Here is a 19,276-nt window from a genome sequence, read left to right on the forward strand (position 1 = left end):
TTTATATGACACTACATTAAACTGCTCTGTTAGTTAAGAACGAACAAAACAAAAAAATAGACCAAACATATTTATGTGTATAATATGTCTGGTCTATTCATTTTAATCGAGTTGGAAGTTGTCATTCCAAGATAAGGAACTCTTTCTTTTTTACTCACACTTTATTTAAATTCTAATTCTCCATCATAAGCCAGCATGCCGCCTTCAAGGTTGGTTACATCAAATCCTTGTGCTTCTAAGTAAGCACACGCATTGGCAGAACGAGCTCCAGCCTTACATACAATAATATATGGCTTTTCTATATCTAATTCCTCTAAACGTTCAGGGATTGTTCCAAGTGCAATATGCTGAGCGCCTGGGATCATACCATGTGCTACTTCTTCCTCTTCACGAACATCGATAATATATAGGTCCTCATTTGCATCTAAAAGATCTAATAATTGTGTTGTTTCCATTGTTTTCATTAACTTCGTCCTCCAAAATATCAAATTCCACTATCATTATAGCTTGTAGCAAAAAAAACAGCCAGTGTGGAGAACACTAACTGTTTTACAATCTTTTTATACATCTGTCTCTAAAAACTCTATTTGTTTTGCTGGAACGAATGTAGAAATGGCATGCTTGTAGATTAGGTGCTGCTTATTTTCAGCATCTAATAGTAATACTGTAAAATTATCATATGATTTCACGGTCCCTTTTAACTGAAATCCGTTTAATAGAAATACAGTTACAAAAACACTGTTTTTACGTAGTTGGTTCAAGAACGTATCTTGCAAATTGATTGATTTCATCAAATAGCCTCCCTACTAACTTTCTACCTCTTCATTCCTATAGTAGCACGTTCTACCAATTTATCAATTAGTAATTTTTAGAAATTTTTCTTTATTCTTATAATCGGTCATCTGGCGTAATAAAATGAACATCCATTTTATTGCGGAAATAAGTAAGTTGTCTTTTTGCATAGCGACGGGAATTTTGTTTTAAGCTATCAATGGCTTCCTCTAAGGTACATTTGCCATCTAAATAATCATATAATTCCTTGTACCCAATGGCTTGTATAGATTGCACACCTCGGATATTTTGCTGCCATAATCCCTTCACCTCTTGCAGAAGACCATTTTCCATCATTAAATCAACCCGACGATTAATACGGTCATATAGCACGTCACGGGACATGTTTTGACCTAGACCTAAAATAACATGATTGTAAAGAGGCATTTCCCCTCGATTTTGCGCTTCTGCTGCTTTTGATACACCACTTAATTCCAGCATTTCTAAAGCACGAATAACACGTCGTGTATTGTTTGGGTGGATTGTCTCCGCTGTTTGAGGGTCGAGTTGTTTTAATTTATCATGCATTGCCTCAGGGCCAAGCTTTGCTAATTCCTCATAATAGGCTTTACGTGCTTCTTCATCTACTTTTTCATCAGTAAATTGGAAATCAAAGAGGACAGCTTGTACATATAAGCCAGAGCCTCCTACTATTATAGGTAATTTTTGACGAGCTTGAATTTCCGCGATCTTCGCACGTACTAATTTTTGATAATCTGCTACTGAAAAAGATTCTGTCGGCTCTAAAAAGCTTAGTAAATGATGTGGAACGCCCTCCATCTCTTCTTCAGTAATTTTAGCTGTACCGATATCGAGCCCTTTATAAATTTGCATGGAGTCACCATTAATGACTTCACCGTTATATTTTTTTGCCAGTTCAATGCTTAAAGCCGTTTTACCAGAGGCAGTCGGTCCTACTATTGCTACGACCTCTGCCTGTTGCAATTTAGTTTCTATCATATTTTTCTAACCACCGTAATAAAACTTGAAAGACTGCTTCTTGATTGTCTTCATTTAAAATTTCATGTCGTTTTTCCTCGAATAAATAAACCGTTACATCCTCTACACCTACCGCTACCAATTGCTCAGCAACTTTGTAAACGCCTAGCCCCTGTTCACCAACCGGATCTTTACTGCCACTAATCAAGAGAATAGGGAGGTCTTTTCTTACTTTTGCTAATTCTCTTTTACGATTTAGTGTGGCAAAGCCAGTTGTCAAATCCACGAAAAATTGATTCGTTGGAATAAAGCCACAATAGGGATCATCGATATACTTTTCCACCTCTTGTTGTACTGAACATAACCAATCATAGGCAGTCTTCGGATTAGGAAATTGCTTATTAAAGCTACCAAAGCTCAATTGATTTAACAGCTTACTTTCAGTTTCTTTTCCTAGTCCCTTTGCTAAAGCCTTGGCTACTAGATTTCCTACAGCATGCAAGGCTGTCACATTTCCAGTGCCACAGAGAATAACATTATCTACTTGCTCTCCGTATAATTGAATATAGCGTCTAGTAATGAAAGAACCCATACTATGGCCAAAGAGAATTAATGGTACATTAGCGTATGGTACGTGAAGTTGTGTAATCACTTCATGAGCATCTTTTACAACACGCTCAAAGCCGTTTTCTTCAGCAAAAAAGCCCAATGTCCCATTATATGCTGCCGTTTCACCATGCCCACGGTGATCGTGCATCGTCACAACATAGCCTGCTGCGTTGAGTGTTTTCGCAAATGTTAAATAGCGACCGCTGTGCTCTGCCATGCCATGCAAAATGTGAATATGTCCAATACATGGCGTTGAAGGCTCCAATGTTCGCGTGAAGACAAATTGTTCATCCGACATTTGAATATAACACTCCATCCCTTACTCCCCTTCTTTCACAAAATTTGTTGCATCGTTAATGGCTTGCTCTAATTCAGCAATATATCTATTTTTTTGCTCCTCTGTATAATTTAAGCGTTGTTGCATCACCTGAATCACTTGCTGTTTATAAAGCTTTACTGCTTCAATATCGAAGTATAATAAACCAGTCCGACGGATAAAGAAGTCGCTTGGTGTATAGACCATTTCGGCTTCAATGCCATACAGTAGCATCGCATGTAAGGCAAGAGGCATTGTACTACCATGTTCATGTAAAAATTTCACCCGATCAAATAAGGCATCTACATTCGTGCCATACTTTTGTACGAGATGCTTGGCTTCATCATAATTTAAGCCATATTGTACGCCTTCACGAGCTTTATAGGCAATATAGTCAGGGAAATTAATAGCGTTAATTCCCTTTGCACCAGAAAGTGCTAGCTCACGTGTTAAACAGGCACTTGCATGCTTGTAGCGACGGGACTTCACAATTTTATCCACAATCGTTTCAGCCATTTGGCGATAGCCCGTAAGCTTACCACCCGCAATCGTCATTAAACCACTTGGCGCTGTCCAAATTTCATCTTTCCTTGAAATTTCTGATGGATCCTTACCTTTTTCATAAATCAGAGGTCGGACGCCAGCCCAAGAGGATTCAATTGTGTCTCTTGTGATAGTAGCAGTTGGAAAGACCTTTTTAGCAGCCTCAATTAGATAATCCACATCTTGCTGTGTTGCCACTGGATGTACAGGATTACCTTCATAGACAGTATCCGTAGTCCCTACATAGGTTTTGCCATCTCGTGGAATGGCAAAGGCCATACGACCATCAGCAATATCAAAATAAACAGCTTGCTTTAGCGGGAAATCCTTTTGTTTGAGGACAATATGAACGCCCTTTGTTAGACGTAATTGCTTGTTATCCGCTACTTTATCTTTTTGTCGTACGTCATCAACCCAAGGACCCGTTGCATTCACAATTTGGGCGGCATGGACATTGAGCATTTTCCCCGTCACATGATCCCTCACTTTAATGCCAACAAGCTTTTTCTTTTCATAAATAAATTCCGTCATTTCAGCATAGTTGAGGCAAAGCGCTCCATATTCTACAGCCTTTTTTAATACTTCAATTGTTAGACGGGCATCATCTGTACGGTATTCTACATAATAGCCACCGCCGACTAAGCCATCTTGATTGAGTAAAGGCTCTAATGCCAGGGTTTCCTGAGCATTTAACATCGTTCTACGTTCATGTTTTTTGACGCCTGCCAAGCGGTCATAGACCTTTAATGCCATAGATGTTGTGAAGGGACCGAGTGAACCCTTTTTATATAAAGGTAATAGCATTTTTTCAGGCGTTGTGACATGTACCGCATTATCATAAACAATTTCACGCTCTCTCCCTACTTCTGCTACAACTCCCACATCAAATTGCTTTAAATAACGTAGACCGCCGTGAATCAGTTTGGTTGAACGACTCGACGTACCAGCTGAAAAATCCTGCATATCAATTAATGCGACAGAAAGGCCTCTTGATGCGGCATCTAATGCAATTCCTGCACCTGTAATACCACCACCAATGACTAATACGTCAAAGCTATAGTGCTCTAGATAATATATAATTTTTGGTCGCTGCTCAAATGAAAACATACCTTTCTCCCCCAATAGCTATGATTTAAAAATTCGTGTTGCCTCAACAGCCTTCTGCCAGCCTGTATACAGAGCCATGGCTTGCACTTCATCCATGTGAGGTTGGTAGGTTTGCCCACTCACCCATAATGAGGATAAAGCCTCTTGGTTTGGCCAAAAGCTTGTCGCCAGTCCTGCTAAATAGGCTGCACCGAGGGCTGTCGACTCATTCAATTTTGCTAGTTCTACTTGTAGCTGTAAAACATCACTTTGGAACTGCATTAAAAATTGATTTTTGACAGCTCCACCATCTACACGGAGTACTTCAATCGGAGTACCTGCTGCTTCTTCCATTGCATCTAGTACATCTTTCGTTTGATAGGCTAATGATTCTAGTGTTGCTCGAATAAAATGTTCTTTTGACGTTCCTCGTGTTAACCCAAAAATGGCGCCACGTGCATCTGTATCCCAGTAAGGTGTACCGAGTCCAACAAAGGCAGGGACAACATAGACGCCATCCGTATTGGCTACTTTTCTAGCATAGGTTTCTGAATCCTCTGCTGTACGAATCATCCGTAGTCCATCGCGTAGCCATTGGATAGCTGATCCTGCTACAAACACACTACCCTCCAATGCATAGGTCACTGTCCCATCTATTCCCCACGCAATGGTCGTTAGTAAACCATTTTCAGATGTCACTGCCTGCTGTCCTGTATTTAAAAGCATAAAGCAGCCAGTGCCATACGTGTTTTTCGCCATTCCTTTGGTAAAACAAGTTTGTCCAAAAAGTGCGGCTTGCTGATCACCCGCAATACCAGCTATCGGAATTTTTTCTCCAAAAAATATACTTGGAGCCGTTTCTGTGTATATTTCTGATGAATTTCTCACTTCTGGAAGCATGGACATCGGAATAGCTAAAAGCTCGCAAAGTTCCTCATCCCACTGCAATTCATGAATATTGTAGAGCATTGTTCGAGCTGCATTTGAGTAATCGGTCACATGGGCCTTTCCCTTTGATAATCGCCAAACAATCCAGGAGTCAATCGTCCCAAATAATAAATCGCCATTGTCTGCCTTTTCACGCGCACCTTCAACATTATCTAAGATCCATTTAATTTTAGTCGCTGAAAAATAGGCATCTAAGCGTAGCCCTGTCTTTTGCTGAAAACGTTCCTCATGTCCTTGTTCTTTTAATGCATTCACAATGTCCTGTGTTTGACGTGATTGCCAGACAATCGCATTGTAAATCGGCTGACCTGTGTGTTTATCCCACACCACTGTTGTTTCGCGCTGATTGGTAATGCCGATCGCATGAACCTCACTTGCTTCATGGCCACTTTCGGTTAATACAGCCGCAATTACGGACAAGATAGATCCCCATATTTCATTTGCATTATGCTCTACCCAGCCAGCCTTTGGAAAAATTTGTTGAAATTCCTTTTGTGCTACATGAACAATTTGACCTTTTTTATTAAATAAAATGGCTCTTGAACTTGTCGTTCCTTGATCAATCGCTAAAATAAATTCGCCCATCCATTTTCCCCCTCTCCCTTACATAACCCGTTTAAACATTTTTTCCACTTCATACGAAGTAAAGTGAATAAGCACTGGACGTCCGTGCGGGCATGTAAATGGATTATCTGCATTGCGTAAATCTCGTAGCAATGTTTCCATTTGCTCTTTTGTTAAATAATGATTGGCTTTAATCGATTTTTTACAGCTCATCATAATCGCTGCTGCCTCACGTAGCTTTTTGATATCAGCCTTTTTAGTTGTCAGCACCTGTTCAATTAAATCCTCAATGATTTCCTGTTCCTCCCCTTGTGGGAACCAACTCGGGTGTTCACGCACAACAAAAGATGACTGTCCAAATTCCTCTAAAAATACGCCTACAGCTTCTAATTCATGCCTATGTTCTCGTAAGATCAATGCCTCATCGGCTGCATAATGGAATGTTAGTGGTAACAATAATGCCTGACGTTCATGAGGATTGACTTGACCGACTTTTTCACGGAAAAATTCGTATTTAATACGTTCCTGTGCAGCATGCTGATCAATTAAATAAAAACCATCCTCCATCTGTGCGACAATGTATGTGCCATGGATTTGCCCTACTACTTCGAGTTCAGGAAAGGGTTCCTTTGTAGGCGCGTCTTCCAATATTTCGGAATGTGCCACTATAGTTACTTCATCTTTTATTTCAGCCTCCATTTGAGGTGTAGGCTGCCAACTTTCCTCTCGAACAGTAGAAATAGGCTTAGGCTCAACTATCTGCTCACAATTATTTTCTTGAATGGTTTGGACATCATATAATTTTTCTACGATGGCATTCATTTTCTCCACATCCATCTTGGGAGCAGGCTTCCAAATGTTTAATTGCTCAGTAGCTGGTTTAACGATTTTTTCTTTCTTTTCCATTTGCGGGACTCGAATAATGTTGCGTATTGTTTCACGAATGGTTTCTTCTATTAGCTTCAAAAGCTCAGGCTCTTTACTTAAACGAATTTGATGTTTTGCAGGATGCACATTCACGTCTGTTAAGTAAGGATCACCTTTTATAAATAGAACAACTATCGGGTAGCGCTCAATAGGTAAATACGTATGGAAGGCATCCACAATAGCCTTTTGTACTAAATAATGCTTGACCCAACGACCATTTACAAATAGGGACATATAATTTTTAGAAGCACGTGTTACCTCTGGCAAGGTTACAAAGCCAGAAATTTGATAATCATGTGACTCGCCTTGGAAAGACACCATTTTCTTGGCATTATGTACACCATAAATAGCAGCAAGTACTTGTTGTACATCTCCACGGCCATTTGTTTGTAGTAATTGTTGACCATTATGCAGTAATCTGAAAGCAATTTGTGGGTTACCAAGTGCGAGGCGATTCATCAGGTCTATTGTATGCCCAAGTTCAGTTTGAATGGTTTTCATATATTTTAAGCGCGCGGGTGTATTAAAGAATAGCTGTGATACAGTTAAATCAGTCCCTTTACGCAACGGACCAGGCTTATGAGTGAGGATATGTCCACCTTCAAGCTCTAAATGTGTGCCAGATTCACCATTTGATGTAATCAATGTCATTTTAGAAACAGAAGCAATGGATGCTAAAGCCTCACCACGGAAGCCAAGTGTCCGGATACGGAATAAATCATGTTCCTGATGAATTTTACTAGTAGCATGACGAGAGAATGACATGAGTGCATCCTCTTCATCCATACCGCTACCATTATCTATTACTTGAATGGAAGTGAGACCCGCTTCTAGTAAAAAAACATCAATGGACGTACTTCCAGCATCAATAGCATTTTCCACAAGCTCTTTGACAACAGAAGCTGGCCTTTCTACTACCTCTCCTGCTGCGATTTTATTGGATAGCCATTCGTCCATAATTTGTATGTTTCCCACTAACGTATCACTCCTTTATTTTTTAGCGTTCACTAGCTCTTGCTGTAGCTCATATAAAATATTCATCGCCTGCATCGGTGAAGTACCTAGAATATTGACCTTTTCTAATTTCTTTAGCACCTTTGCCTCGGATGGAGAAATCGACTCTTCCTCTGCAAATAAAGACATCTGCACTGGTTGTTCAGCTATCACCTGTGTTTCGGCAACTACCTCTTTCCCTGACTCAAAGTTCTCAAGTAATACACGGGCTCTAGCTAAAATTTCCTCAGGTAATTGAGCAAGCTGTGCCACATGAATACCGTAGGATTTATCAGCCGCTCCTTTTTTTACCTTATGCAGGAATACGACCGTACCATTTTTTTCGGTTGCCGAAACATGCACATTTTGTAAGCGTGGCAAATCCTTTTCAAGTGCTGTCAATTCATGATAGTGCGTAGAAAATAACGTATTTGCCCCAATTTTGTCATGAATATATTCAATCATTGATTGTGCCAAACTCATACCATCATATGTCGATGTTCCACGTCCAATTTCATCAAATAGCATCAAGCTATTTTTTGTTGCATGCATAATTGCATGTTGCGATTCAAGCATCTCCACCATAAATGTAGATTGCCCTGCCGCTAAATCATCAGCCGCTCCAATCCGAGTAAAAATTTGGTCGGTAATAGGCAATCTCGCTTTTTCAGCGGGTACATAGCAGCCCATCTGTGCCATAACAACTATTAATGCAACTTGACGCATATAAGTACTTTTACCTGACATATTCGGTCCTGTAATAAGCATCATATTGTTCTGCTCTTCTAGGACACAATCGTTTGGTACATACATTTGCTTATTCAGCATTTTTTCAACTACAGGATGACGTCCTTCTATAATTTCTAGGGCACGTCCACCATGAAATTGCGGTTTCGTAAATCGATATTTTTCTGAGACACTTGCAAAGCTTAGTAAAACATCTAATTCACTAATGCTTGCTGCCAGTGCTTGGACACGTGGAATATAAGCTTTTAATACATCACGAATTTCTACAAATAGGTTGTACTCTAATGTTAAGCTTTCTTCTTCAGCATTTAAAATCAATGCTTCTTTTTCTTTTAGTTCCTGTGTAATATAGCGCTCCGCATTCGCCAGTGTTTGTTTGCGCTCATAGCGTGTTAAATCTGCTAAATGAATATTTGATTTTGTAATTTCAATATAGTAACCAAAAATGCGATTATAGCCTATTTTTAAATTTTTAATACCTGTTTTCATACGCTCTTCTTGTTCAAGTTGGGCAATCCAATCCTTACCATTACGAGCAGCATAGCGAAGTTCATCTAAGCGTTCATTATAGCCATCACGGATAACATCCCCTTCTTTAATGGTAATAGGGGGATTATCGGTAATCGCTTTTGCTAATAATGCCTCGACATCTGAACATGTATCAAGGTCTGCACTTAAATGCTGTAACGTTTCTTTATTTGAACCCATTAACTGTTGCTGGATAGTTGGCACTTGGCGTAAAGAATCACGCAATTGGGCTAAATCTCGTCCACCCACATTACCAAAAGCAACACGACCAGCCAAACGCTCTAAATCATATACCTGTTTTAAGGATGCTTGAAGCTCTGTTCGTACAAAATATTCTTCCAATAAATCCGTCACAATCGCTAGTCTAGCCTCTATTGCTGAACGTGTGGCAAGCGGCTGGTGTAGCCATTGCTTTAATTTTCGCCCACCCATCGCTGTCACAGTGTCATCTAATAGCCATAAGAGTGTCCCTTTTTGATCGCCACCACGAATCGATTGAATCAGCTCTAAATTGCGCTTTGAGCTAGAATCAATGCGCAAATAATTTTTCATTTCATTAAATGTGAATGCCTGAATATGTGATAAAGATCTCATTTGCGTTTGATCAATATATGCTAACAATCGAAGACATGCTATTTGTAACGGTTGTGGTACAGCTTCTAAATAGCCTGCTGCTTTGTGCATAGGCATTTCATTCACTTCAATTGAAAGCACGATACCAGCATTGACGGCATGCTCTGCTAATAATAGCTGCAAACTATCCGTTACAATCAGTTCTCGAATGCCATAAGCCTGCATTTGCATTAATAAAGCTTTCCCATCGCCTTCAATAGAAGACGCTACTGCCTCACCTGTTGATAAATCTAAATAAGCATAGCCAAATGTTGTGTCATCTAATTGCTCTGCCGCGCCAATAAAATGATTAGATTTACCATCAAGGGCCTTCCCTTCCATAATTGTTCCTGGTGTGATAAGCTGAACCACTTCACGTTTGACCACACCTTTTGCTTGCTTTGGATCTTCTGTTTGTTCACAAATAGCCACTTTATAGCCCTTTTGCACAAGTGTTTCAATATAATTTTTAGCCGAATGATGCGGCACACCGCACATTGGTATTCGCTCTTTTGCGCCTGCATCTCGGCTTGTTAATGTAATTTCTAAAATTTGTGAGGCATTGATTGCATCCTCAAAAAACATTTCATAAAAGTCACCTAATCTAAAAAATAAAAAGGCATCTTTGTAATCTTCCTTTACCTGTAGATACTGTTGCATCATTGGTGTATATGTTGTCATATCACTATTTACCTCGCTCTTGCCTTATAGATATATTTATTATAACAAAAGATACATGCGAAACGCTTCAATCACCTTTTTTAAGATGCTAGCATTTCGCATGTATCAAAAAATGATGTTTAGTAGACTTATCTTGGACGTTCATCAGGAAACGATGAAGACTCTAACACATACCTGCCTTCTCCTTCAGAACTAGAAGATGAGCTAGAACTAGAGCTTGATGAGGATGAAGATGAGGATGAACTTTCATCACTAAGGTTCCAATCTTCTTCATAGTCTAGTGGATGCACACTAATACAAATTGTTGTTTCACCCATTACTTCTACAATTACTTCACGTTCTACTACAATTTCAAATTTCGTACCACATGGAGAGATTATCGCTTCAATACAATTTGGTTCTTGTATCACACGTACACGAACATCATCACCAACACTAATTTCACCTTCTCGATAGTGAAGCTTCACTTTGTCTTTATAGTGAACCGTTTCAGAAAACACAGCTGTTTTCGAATGATTACTATAGGCATACCATACATTGACATCAAATTTCCCTGTTACTTCTACAAATTTCCCAACTTTTTTTGCAGAGCAAGTATGATTGATTACCCAGCATCCTAAAATACTTGTCGGTTTATTTGTTGGTGATAATGTCACACGTTCTTCCGTTCTCTTCTTCCCTTTGGCAACTACTGCTTTCGTCACGATTTGTCGTAAACGTTTCAGCGCAATTCCTCCTTCGACTCTTTTCACTCCATCATATGCAGGTAGCGCCCATTGGGTGAACATATATTTTTAGAGAATGAAATGGATCATTTAAAACTTTTCTGTGAGAGGCCTAAGATAGCCGCTGTAAGCTTCAATAGAAGAAGACGTAAAAAAAGCTCGAATGACAGCATTCGAGCTTTGATTTCTATCATCTTTTAAGAGCAGCTACCTGGCTGAGTGTTTTCTACATACGAGCCGGTTTCACCACGAAGTACATCGCCACCAGTGGAACGAATAATTTCATTTGTTACATTATTTGCGATTGTATTCGAAACAAGTTGCAATAAATCATTTACATCGCCTTGTGATTCTTTAAATTGTTGTACGACTGGGATGGCATTAATTTCTTCTTCGATTTTGGCAATTTTATCTTCAATCATTTTTAATGCTTTTTCTTTCCCTAAGTGTTGGAAATTAACAGCTTGTTTTTGTAAGCTTTTTAAACTTGCAATACGTTCACGTACATGTTGATTTTCATTAATTTGCGCTTCTGCTTTTTTGAAAAATTCAACCTCTGGCGTATTCGCAATCATATGTGCAATTTCGTGTGATTTTTTAATTAAATCTTCTTTTGTATATAAGACTTGTGTCATTTACGCTTCCACCTTTTCATTTTTTACGACTTCTACAAATTCACCAGTAAGTGAATAAGATGTAGTCTCTGTTATTTTTACTTTTACTAATTGACCAATTACTTCTGCTGGTGCTTTAAAGTTAACTAAACGATTTTTCCGCGTATAGCCCGCTAGCACATCGTCGCGCCGTTTACTTGTTCCTTCAACTAATACTTCGACAACCTCGCCATTTAAACGCTCTAATGCTTTGCGTGAGTATTCGCCCACCACTTCATTTAAACGTTGAAGACGCTCTTTTTTCACCTCTTCAGGTACATTGTCGATCATTTTCGCAGCTGGTGTGCCTTCACGTGGAGAATAAATATACGTAAACGCTGCCTCAAAGCCGACTTCACGGTACAAGGACAATGTTTCCTCAAACTGCTCCTCTGTTTCATTCGGATAGCCAACGATAATATCTGTTGTTAATGTTACTTCAGGAATTGCCGCTTTAATTCTATCCACTAAACCGAGGAAATGTTCGCGTGTGTATTTACGCGCCATAATTTTTAGCACGTCATTCGAGCCAGATTGTACTGGTAAATGGATGTGCTCCACTAAATTGCCACGTTTTGCAAGAACTTCGATTAAATGATCGTCAAAGTCACGTGGATGACTCGTTGTAAAACGGATCCGTGGAATATCAATCTTTCTTAATTCATCCATTAAATCTCCAAGACGATAATTTATATCCTCAAAATCTTTGCCATATGCGTTGACATTTTGTCCCAGCAACATAATTTCTTTGTAGCCCGCTGCCGCTAGCTCACGAACTTCAGCAATAATCTCCTCTGGTCGGCGACTACGCTCTTTACCACGTGTATACGGAACAATACAGTACGTACAGAACTTATCGCACCCATACATAATATTAACCCAAGCCTTAATGGAACCAAGACGTTTTTTCGGCAGATTTTCAATGACATCGCCTTCTTTAGACCAAACCTCTATGACCATTTCTTTCGACATGTAGGCTTCTTTTAAAATGTTTGGCAGACGGTGAATATTGTGTGTACCAAATACCATATCGACATGTGGATAGCTTCTTAAAATTTTATTAACCACAGATTCCTCTTGCGACATACAGCCACATACCCCTATTAGCATCTCAGGGTTTTTTCGTTTATATTTCAGCAGGAAACCAAGTTCTCCAAATACTTTGTTTTCTGCATTTTCACGAATAGCACATGTATTTAGCAAGACAACGTCAGCCTCTTCAATCACCTCTGTTGGTGTGTAGCCTAGCTGCATAAAAATCCCTGCCATTACTTCTGTGTCATGCTCATTCATTTGGCAGCCATAAGTTCGAATATAGAAAGTGCGATCTTTGCCCATTCCTGTGAACTCTTCTGCAATGCTAAAATCCTTATGATACTTGACATCTTCTTTCCCACGTTTTTTAGCATCTTTTAAGGAAGGAGCTGTAAAGACCCTCTCAAAATATTTACTATAATCCTTTTCAGGCTTGTCTTCTTTTTTGGGTTGATTGACTTGTTGATTTGCTAAGCGTTGTTCCTCATTCATCGCAATCAGGTAACTCCTTTCAAACGAAATCCATGCACTTGAATTCCCATTTTATTATTATACTGAATAGTTGATACTTCCTACAAGGTTTGCGCCTCAAATGTCGTGGTTTCGACTTAATTATATGAAGATAGGCGTAATTATCCATCAGCTCTGGCGTTCTATCCTGAAAGTTTTAAAGCCCTATCCTTCATTTCACCTATGCTAACCATTGCTTTTGTTAAAATACTTGCTGTATTTTATCTGTAAATATGAATGATACAATTTCAGCTTTATCCAACGCTTTATATTCATATCTTCTTTATATAGTAATGCATCCGTGTATTGCCCATCTTTCTTTAATTGCTTTGCTTCTATTTTTAATTTTTCATTCTTCATGTATTTAAATAACGTTTTTGGAGGAAGGAGTGACCATACATGCTTCGTCTGGACATATGTTCGTTCATGATGAACTTGGAATAAATAATCATCCACCACATATTGCATTAAATTATACCCGCTTGCGGTCACATAGTAGCTTGAAGCCCCTGGGCGCAAATTCATTTCAAATAGCTTGTATTTCCCATCCCTGATATCATATTTCATATCAAAATTAGCAAAGCCTGTATAGCCGATGTCCTCTAAAAAATACCGAATGGATTCCATTAGCTGTTCATCATAATCGGTCATGACCGCTAAAGAAATGCCTTTGTTTTGTGGAGAGGGATCTTCAAGTAGCTTGTTGCTTACACACATTAACTTTACTTTTCGATCCCTTCCTACATATACGTCTAGAACACGTATATAGGAATCATCGCCTGGAATAAATTCTTGAACGATTAAGGTGTCTTGATAGCTAGAACGATAAATACAGCGAATGATGTGCTCCATCTCGTCGGCATCATGCACTAGATATATTTTTTTCTTTTCAGGAAAGGAACAGTTCGTATAGGTCACGGCATTGGAAGGTTTAATAATAATGGGATACTGGATAGGGAGGTCTCTATTTGGATGATGTTCCTTTGTTATGATGATGGTTTTGGGGTATTTTAACTGATATTTATCACAAAGCTGGTAAAACTTTTCCTTAGTTTGGACCATTTTTAGTAAAGCCTGATCTATATAAGGTAAAATAAAGTACTTTTCAAGCTTCTTTTTATTTTCAATGATAAGCTCAGCATAGTAGCAGTCACACACTAATAGAATCAATTTCTTTTGCTGGCACTGCATGGCTACTCTGACTAGCGCTTGTACAAATAGGGCTGGGTCATCTAAATGTTCAACATATTGAAAATCCAGAATACCGCTATTTTGCGTTGCAATTCCCTGAGTGCCCCCCAAAAAGATTGAGCGCATCGATCTTCCTTTTTTAGCTGGCTCAATGACAAGACTTTTCACGCGATAGGCTGCATAAAAAGAGCGGGCTACCCCGTAGGCATGTTGACCCGATTGTATAATAATTGGCAAAAAGGGTTGTTCTTTTATGGATGTCAATTGGACTCTCCTCACATTAAAAAAATGAATTTAATCATGTGTATGCGAGCTAAATTGTAGTTATGTAATACGAGTAAAAGGCACTATATCGAAGCTGTAGTGCCCTATACTCAACCTATAATGTAATCATTTTTTTAACTCGCTGTTCAAAGGAGACAACGGCTTGAACGCCATGACTCTTTAGTAGCTCTGTATTAGCAGATGTAAATTTACCTAAATCGTCTGGGAAATGTGCATCAGAGGATACAGTAAAAGCAACTCCATGTTCAAGTAAGGTTTGTAAAAAACGAGGGCTCGGGCACATTTCCTGTACAGGGTAACGATAATACAGCCCGGCATTGATTTCAGTGGCGGTTTGAGTAGATGTTAGTGCCTTTGCAATACGTTTATACCAAGCTTCAAGAAAAGCACGATCCTCCACCTGATAATTAAATACTTTAAAATTATCTAAATGGGCAACAAAATCAAACATATTGGAAAGAATCATTTTCTCAACTACTTTAAAAAATCGCTCATAATTTTGTTGTAAAGAAAGTTGATCCATTTGCTCAAAAAGATATTGTGTTTGCGGATTATCAAAGCCCCACCCATCGACAAAATGGACAGAACCAATTACATAATCCCAAGGATAACCAGCTAGTAAAGCCGTTAATTTCTCCTCTCCACCAACAAAATAATCTGCCTCTATACCAAGTCTCAGCGTAATCCCATGTTGACGCCATTTTTCCTTTGCCTGCTGAATGGACGCCACAAAAGCATCTATGTTTTCTGTCATCACACGATCCAGCCAATAGCGCTGTACCTGCCCAATTTCACTACCATCCAGTCTCATATAGCGCTCAAAATAGGCACGCGTTTCTTGAAAACGATATAAGTGATCGACAATACCAACCTCACGTAAGCCAAGCAGCTTTGCCTGTTCGAGATATAAATCCAACCATTCCTCACTATAACAGCCATTTTTCACGCGCTGTGCTAGCCGCTGTAAATGACAGGTCATTTGTTGCTTAGAGCCTTTTTCCGTTTCATCATCCGAATGAAAAAACTCCAGTGCCTGCGATGTACGCTCTAGCCAGCGAAATGAATAAGGCCCCTCTTCTAAATGTACGTGATAATCAATTGTCATCAGTTCTTCCCTCCATTACATATCGTCCATTTTTCCTCATAAGCCTGCCATTCTAATGGACAAGTGCTTTCGCAAAGAATTTCTGTACATTCATCAAGATGACAGATTTGAAAAAATGATTTGCCATTAATTTTGGATCCATCGGCTAATAAATAACTCACTTTGCTATGCTTGAGCATTTTCTTAGAAATAAGAGATTCATCCAAATCGTAATCATAAACAATGCCCTCACTCATACCACCACACGATAGAAAAGCCTTATCAAAATTCATATTATCTAGCATTTCTAACGTCATAGCACCTGCAACGGAAGATTGTTTTGGATTCGCCGTGCCCCCTAGTAATATGACCTTGCCTGTCATGCGTCGTTCTTCTATGGCTAAATTAAATTGAATAGCTGCTGCAATTGAATTCGTTACAACCGTTATATCTTCAACAGCTAGTAAAAAATCGGCTATATGTACTGTTGTAGTACCTGTGTCTACTGCAATAGTATCGCCGTCGCAAATGCGTTTTGCTGCCATCTGAGCAATTTGTCTCTTTGCGTCCTTGTGCATTTGTAGCTTGCGTAAAAATACCGGTTCATTGCGTACATTCGTATATTTAATAGCCCCACCATGAACCCTTGATAATAAATGCTGTTGCTCTAATTCATCAAAGTCTCGGCGAATTGTTTCTGGTGCCACCTGAAGGGCATCGGCAATATTAGCAACAATAATTTTTCCTTCTGTATCTAATTGTTTTAAAATAAATTCAAATCTTTCCAGTTTAGCGTAAGTCATGATAGCGCAATCACATCTTCTTGTGCGACATAACACTTATAGGATTTTCCCATTTCAATCGAGTACCCTTGTTGATGCAGTTGTTCCATTGTAAACGGCATTTCTCCTTCAAACGTAGTACGAATAATATTGCCGCTCATTAATGATTGTTTGGCAATTCCAGAGAGACACAAGTCTCCATCTCGTTGATCGAGATGCAGTGCTTCAGGTCGTATGGCAAATTTAGTGGATTGACCTATTAAAGATTTGCCAAGCATTTTTTCTAAAGATTGGCGTGGAAAAACATTATAATGACCGATGAAGTTAGCAATAAATTCATTATTTGGTCTCGTATAGATTTCCGTTGGCGTACCTGTTTGGGCAATGTTGCCATTATTCATAACGAATATTCTATCCGAAACAGCCATTGCCTCCTCCTGATCATGTGTAACTAGAATCATAGTCATATTTAATTTTCTTTGAATTGATCGTAAATCTGCTTGAAGTTTTTTACGAATTTGAGCATCGAGCGCGCTAAGTGGTTCATCTAATAGCAATACTTTAGGACGGACAATTAATGCACGAGCCAGAGCAACACGCTGCTGTTGACCTCCAGATAATTCTTTTGGGTAAGCATTAGCTTTCTCACTTAGATGAACAAGCGCAAGCATTTCATGAACACGCTGCTCCATATCTGTCTTATTGACTTTTTGCATACGCAAACCAAAAGCAACATTTTCGTGCACAGTCATATTTGGAAAAAGTGCATAGGATTGAAAGACCATACCTACTTGACGATCCTTCGGTTGTACGCCACTCATATCTTTTCCTTCAATCGAAATCTTACCTGCCGATGCATCTGTTAAGCCCGCAACAATCCGCAAAATGGTACTCTTTCCACAGCCACTAGGACCTAATAGTGTGATAAATTCCCCCTTTTGTATTTCCATATGAATATTGGTTAAAACAGATACTTGTCCATATTTTTTATGAAGCCCTTCAATAATAAGATAACTCATAGATTTGTAGCACCTTTCGATCGTTTCGTTACGATTGCAATGACGAATGTTAAAAGACCCATTAGCACGAGATAGATGAATACAACTGCACTAGCTATATGTCCACTTGTGCTAAGCTTTTTCATTAAATAAATTTGAACGGTTTCAAAGCGAGAACCGACAACAAGATTAATTAAGACAAACTCACCGAATAAGACTGAGAAGGATAACAATGCTCCTGCAAATAAGCCCGGATAAACGGTAGGCAGTAAAATTTTTGTGAATGCCTGCCTTTTCGAGGCACCTAGCAATTGTGCCGCATCAAGTAGCTGTCTCGCATCTATATTTCTTAAACTATTTCGTGTACCTTGATAGATATAAGGAAGAATCCCCACAACATAGGCACCTAAAACAACGAATATCATCGGTATACCTATTTTGCTATAAACGCGTATAAGCCCAACAGCTAAAATAATGCCTGGAAAAGAATACACCATCACCACTGCCATCTGTATCCACTTTTCATATTTAGGAAAGTACAAGACAATGACAAAGATGGCTGGCACAATGACAAGGAGTGCGATACTAACTGCACCACCTGCTAAAAGTACTGAACGACCAAATGCCTGAATAAAATCGGTATCCCGAAACAATGTAGCAAGCCATTTTAGCGTAAGTCCCTCTGGCAATATCGATTTATTCCATTTTGTTGCAAACGCATAGAGCATTGTTGCTAACACAGGTAATAGTAAATACCCCACTAGCAGAAGGAAAAAGAAATCAGCCAAACCACGCTTTTTCATTTTACTTTCCTCCTTGTTTTAGAGATGCTCCATTCACTGATAAGCATGGCAGTCACCATTGTCACTGCTAATATTACTGCAATGGCGCTGGCTAGCTCTGGCTGAGCAAAAATATCACCTTTTATTAAGGAGCCAATACGAATCGCCACTAAATTATAATTACTGCTTGTTAATGCATAAGCAGAGGCATACGCACCCATGGCATTGGCAAACAATACACTAAAGGTTCCCACAATTCCTGGCAGCATAACAGGGATACCAATTTTCATCCAAAATTGCCAGCTGGATGCCCCTAGAAGGGCTGCTGCCTCCTTCCACTGTTGCTGAATCCCATCATAAATGGGGTAGAGCAGCATAAGCGATAATGGCAGCTGAAAATAAATATAAATAAGTAACAATCCGCTCCAACTGTAAAGTGAAAAGGACGTCAACACATCAATATCCCATTTGTCAAATAACAATGTAAATAAACCACTATTGCCAAGTAAAACGATAAAAGCAAATGCTAGCGGAATACCTGAAAAATTGGAGGTTAAGTTCGTAAGTATTAAAATCTTCTCCCGTACTGGCTCTGAAAACTTCATCATGGCATAAACCGCGAACAATGTGATAAGTAACGCAATCATAGCCGAGATAACAGATAATGTAATACTATTTTTAAAACCTTGGAGAATGTAGTCGTTCGTAAAAATCGATTCATACTGCTTCAATGTAAAGCCCTCACTATTTTGAAAGCTTGTAATGAGCATATATAGTAGCGGTACTAAGAAAAACAGTAATAGTAATACAAGAAAAGGCGAAAGCCAAGCAATGGATTGCCGCTTCGATATCAACACACTCACTTCTTTCTATAAATGACTTGCAGCTTTATGGGGATAATAGCCGC

The 19,276-nt window shown here is 39.1% G+C and carries 17 protein-coding genes; all 17 read right to left on the reverse strand.

The features are described 5' to 3' along the window. Positions 1 to 161: 161 nt before the first annotated feature. Positions 162 to 464 carry a rhodanese-like domain-containing protein gene (locus tag V1L66_RS16995; protein WP_333006170.1) on the reverse strand — a complete coding sequence of 101 codons (303 nt, stop codon included), beginning with the start codon at positions 462 to 464 and terminating at the stop codon, positions 162 to 164. 96 nt (positions 465 to 560) lie between these two features. After that, positions 561 to 791 (reverse strand): RNA chaperone Hfq, encoded by a 231-nt coding sequence (hfq, locus tag V1L66_RS17000; RefSeq protein ID WP_036080261.1) that lies wholly within the window; start codon positions 789 to 791, stop codon positions 561 to 563. Between the two features lie 97 nt (positions 792 to 888). Next, positions 889 to 1,791 carry a tRNA (adenosine(37)-N6)-dimethylallyltransferase MiaA gene (gene miaA / locus V1L66_RS17005; RefSeq protein WP_333006171.1) on the reverse strand — a complete coding sequence of 301 codons (903 nt, stop codon included), beginning with the start codon at positions 1,789 to 1,791 and terminating at the stop codon, positions 889 to 891. Then, entirely contained in the window at positions 1,778 to 2,695 is a 918-nt protein-coding gene (locus V1L66_RS17010) for an alpha/beta fold hydrolase (protein WP_333006172.1), read from the reverse strand. The genes miaA and V1L66_RS17010 overlap by 14 nt, the downstream gene beginning before the upstream one ends. Before the next feature lie 3 nt (positions 2,696 to 2,698). Next, on the reverse strand, positions 2,699 to 4,345 hold the full coding sequence (locus V1L66_RS17015) for a glycerol-3-phosphate dehydrogenase/oxidase (RefSeq protein WP_333006173.1): 1,647 nt from the start codon (positions 4,343 to 4,345) through the stop codon (positions 2,699 to 2,701). An 18-nt stretch (positions 4,346 to 4,363) separates the two neighbouring features. Further along, positions 4,364 to 5,857, reverse strand: a complete 1,494-nt coding sequence (gene glpK, locus V1L66_RS17020) for a glycerol kinase GlpK (protein ID WP_333006174.1) — start codon at positions 5,855 to 5,857, stop codon at positions 4,364 to 4,366. Positions 5,858 to 5,875: 18 nt separating this feature from the next. Further along, entirely contained in the window at positions 5,876 to 7,738 is a 1,863-nt protein-coding gene (gene mutL, locus V1L66_RS17025; RefSeq protein ID WP_333006175.1) for a DNA mismatch repair endonuclease MutL, read from the reverse strand. Positions 7,739 to 7,753: 15 nt separating this feature from the next. Next, positions 7,754 to 10,324, reverse strand: coding sequence for a DNA mismatch repair protein MutS (mutS, locus tag V1L66_RS17030; protein WP_333006176.1), 2,571 nt, complete (start codon positions 10,322 to 10,324; stop codon positions 7,754 to 7,756). 128 nt (positions 10,325 to 10,452) lie between these two features. Next, entirely contained in the window at positions 10,453 to 11,112 is a 660-nt protein-coding gene (gene cotE, locus V1L66_RS17035; protein ID WP_176408483.1) for an outer spore coat protein CotE, read from the reverse strand. Positions 11,113 to 11,246: 134 nt separating this feature from the next. Next, entirely contained in the window at positions 11,247 to 11,684 is a 438-nt protein-coding gene (locus V1L66_RS17040; RefSeq protein WP_036080276.1) for a RicAFT regulatory complex protein RicA family protein, read from the reverse strand. Further along, positions 11,685 to 13,229: a tRNA (N6-isopentenyl adenosine(37)-C2)-methylthiotransferase MiaB gene (miaB, locus tag V1L66_RS17045; protein WP_312123960.1), complete on the reverse strand. Its 1,545-nt coding sequence runs from the start codon at positions 13,227 to 13,229 to the stop codon at positions 11,685 to 11,687. A gap of 204 nt (positions 13,230 to 13,433) precedes the next feature. Next, positions 13,434 to 14,702 carry an ATP-grasp domain-containing protein gene (locus tag V1L66_RS17050; RefSeq protein ID WP_333006177.1) on the reverse strand — a complete coding sequence of 423 codons (1,269 nt, stop codon included), beginning with the start codon at positions 14,700 to 14,702 and terminating at the stop codon, positions 13,434 to 13,436. 115 nt (positions 14,703 to 14,817) lie between these two features. Continuing rightward, positions 14,818 to 15,828 (reverse strand): histidinol phosphate phosphatase domain-containing protein, encoded by a 1,011-nt coding sequence (locus V1L66_RS17055; protein WP_333006178.1) that lies wholly within the window; start codon positions 15,826 to 15,828, stop codon positions 14,818 to 14,820. Beyond that, a complete protein-coding gene (locus V1L66_RS17060) occupies positions 15,828 to 16,610 on the reverse strand; it encodes a DeoR/GlpR family DNA-binding transcription regulator (protein ID WP_016991950.1) in 783 nt (260 codons plus the stop codon). Before V1L66_RS17060 ends, V1L66_RS17055 begins: the two co-directional genes overlap by 1 nt. Continuing rightward, entirely contained in the window at positions 16,607 to 17,608 is a 1,002-nt protein-coding gene (locus tag V1L66_RS17065; protein ID WP_333006179.1) for an ABC transporter ATP-binding protein, read from the reverse strand. Before V1L66_RS17065 ends, V1L66_RS17060 begins: the two co-directional genes overlap by 4 nt. Further along, on the reverse strand, positions 17,605 to 18,390 hold the full coding sequence (locus tag V1L66_RS17070; protein WP_036080291.1) for an ABC transporter permease: 786 nt from the start codon (positions 18,388 to 18,390) through the stop codon (positions 17,605 to 17,607). The genes V1L66_RS17065 and V1L66_RS17070 overlap by 4 nt, the downstream gene beginning before the upstream one ends. Next, positions 18,387 to 19,232 (reverse strand): ABC transporter permease subunit, encoded by an 846-nt coding sequence (locus V1L66_RS17075; protein WP_312123965.1) that lies wholly within the window; start codon positions 19,230 to 19,232, stop codon positions 18,387 to 18,389. The genes V1L66_RS17070 and V1L66_RS17075 overlap by 4 nt, the downstream gene beginning before the upstream one ends. Between the last annotated feature and the right edge of the window lie 44 nt (positions 19,233 to 19,276).

Source organism: Lysinibacillus sp. IITD104, from assembly GCF_036698265.2.
Taxonomy (GTDB): domain Bacteria; phylum Bacillota; class Bacilli; order Bacillales_A; family Planococcaceae; genus Lysinibacillus; species Lysinibacillus boronitolerans.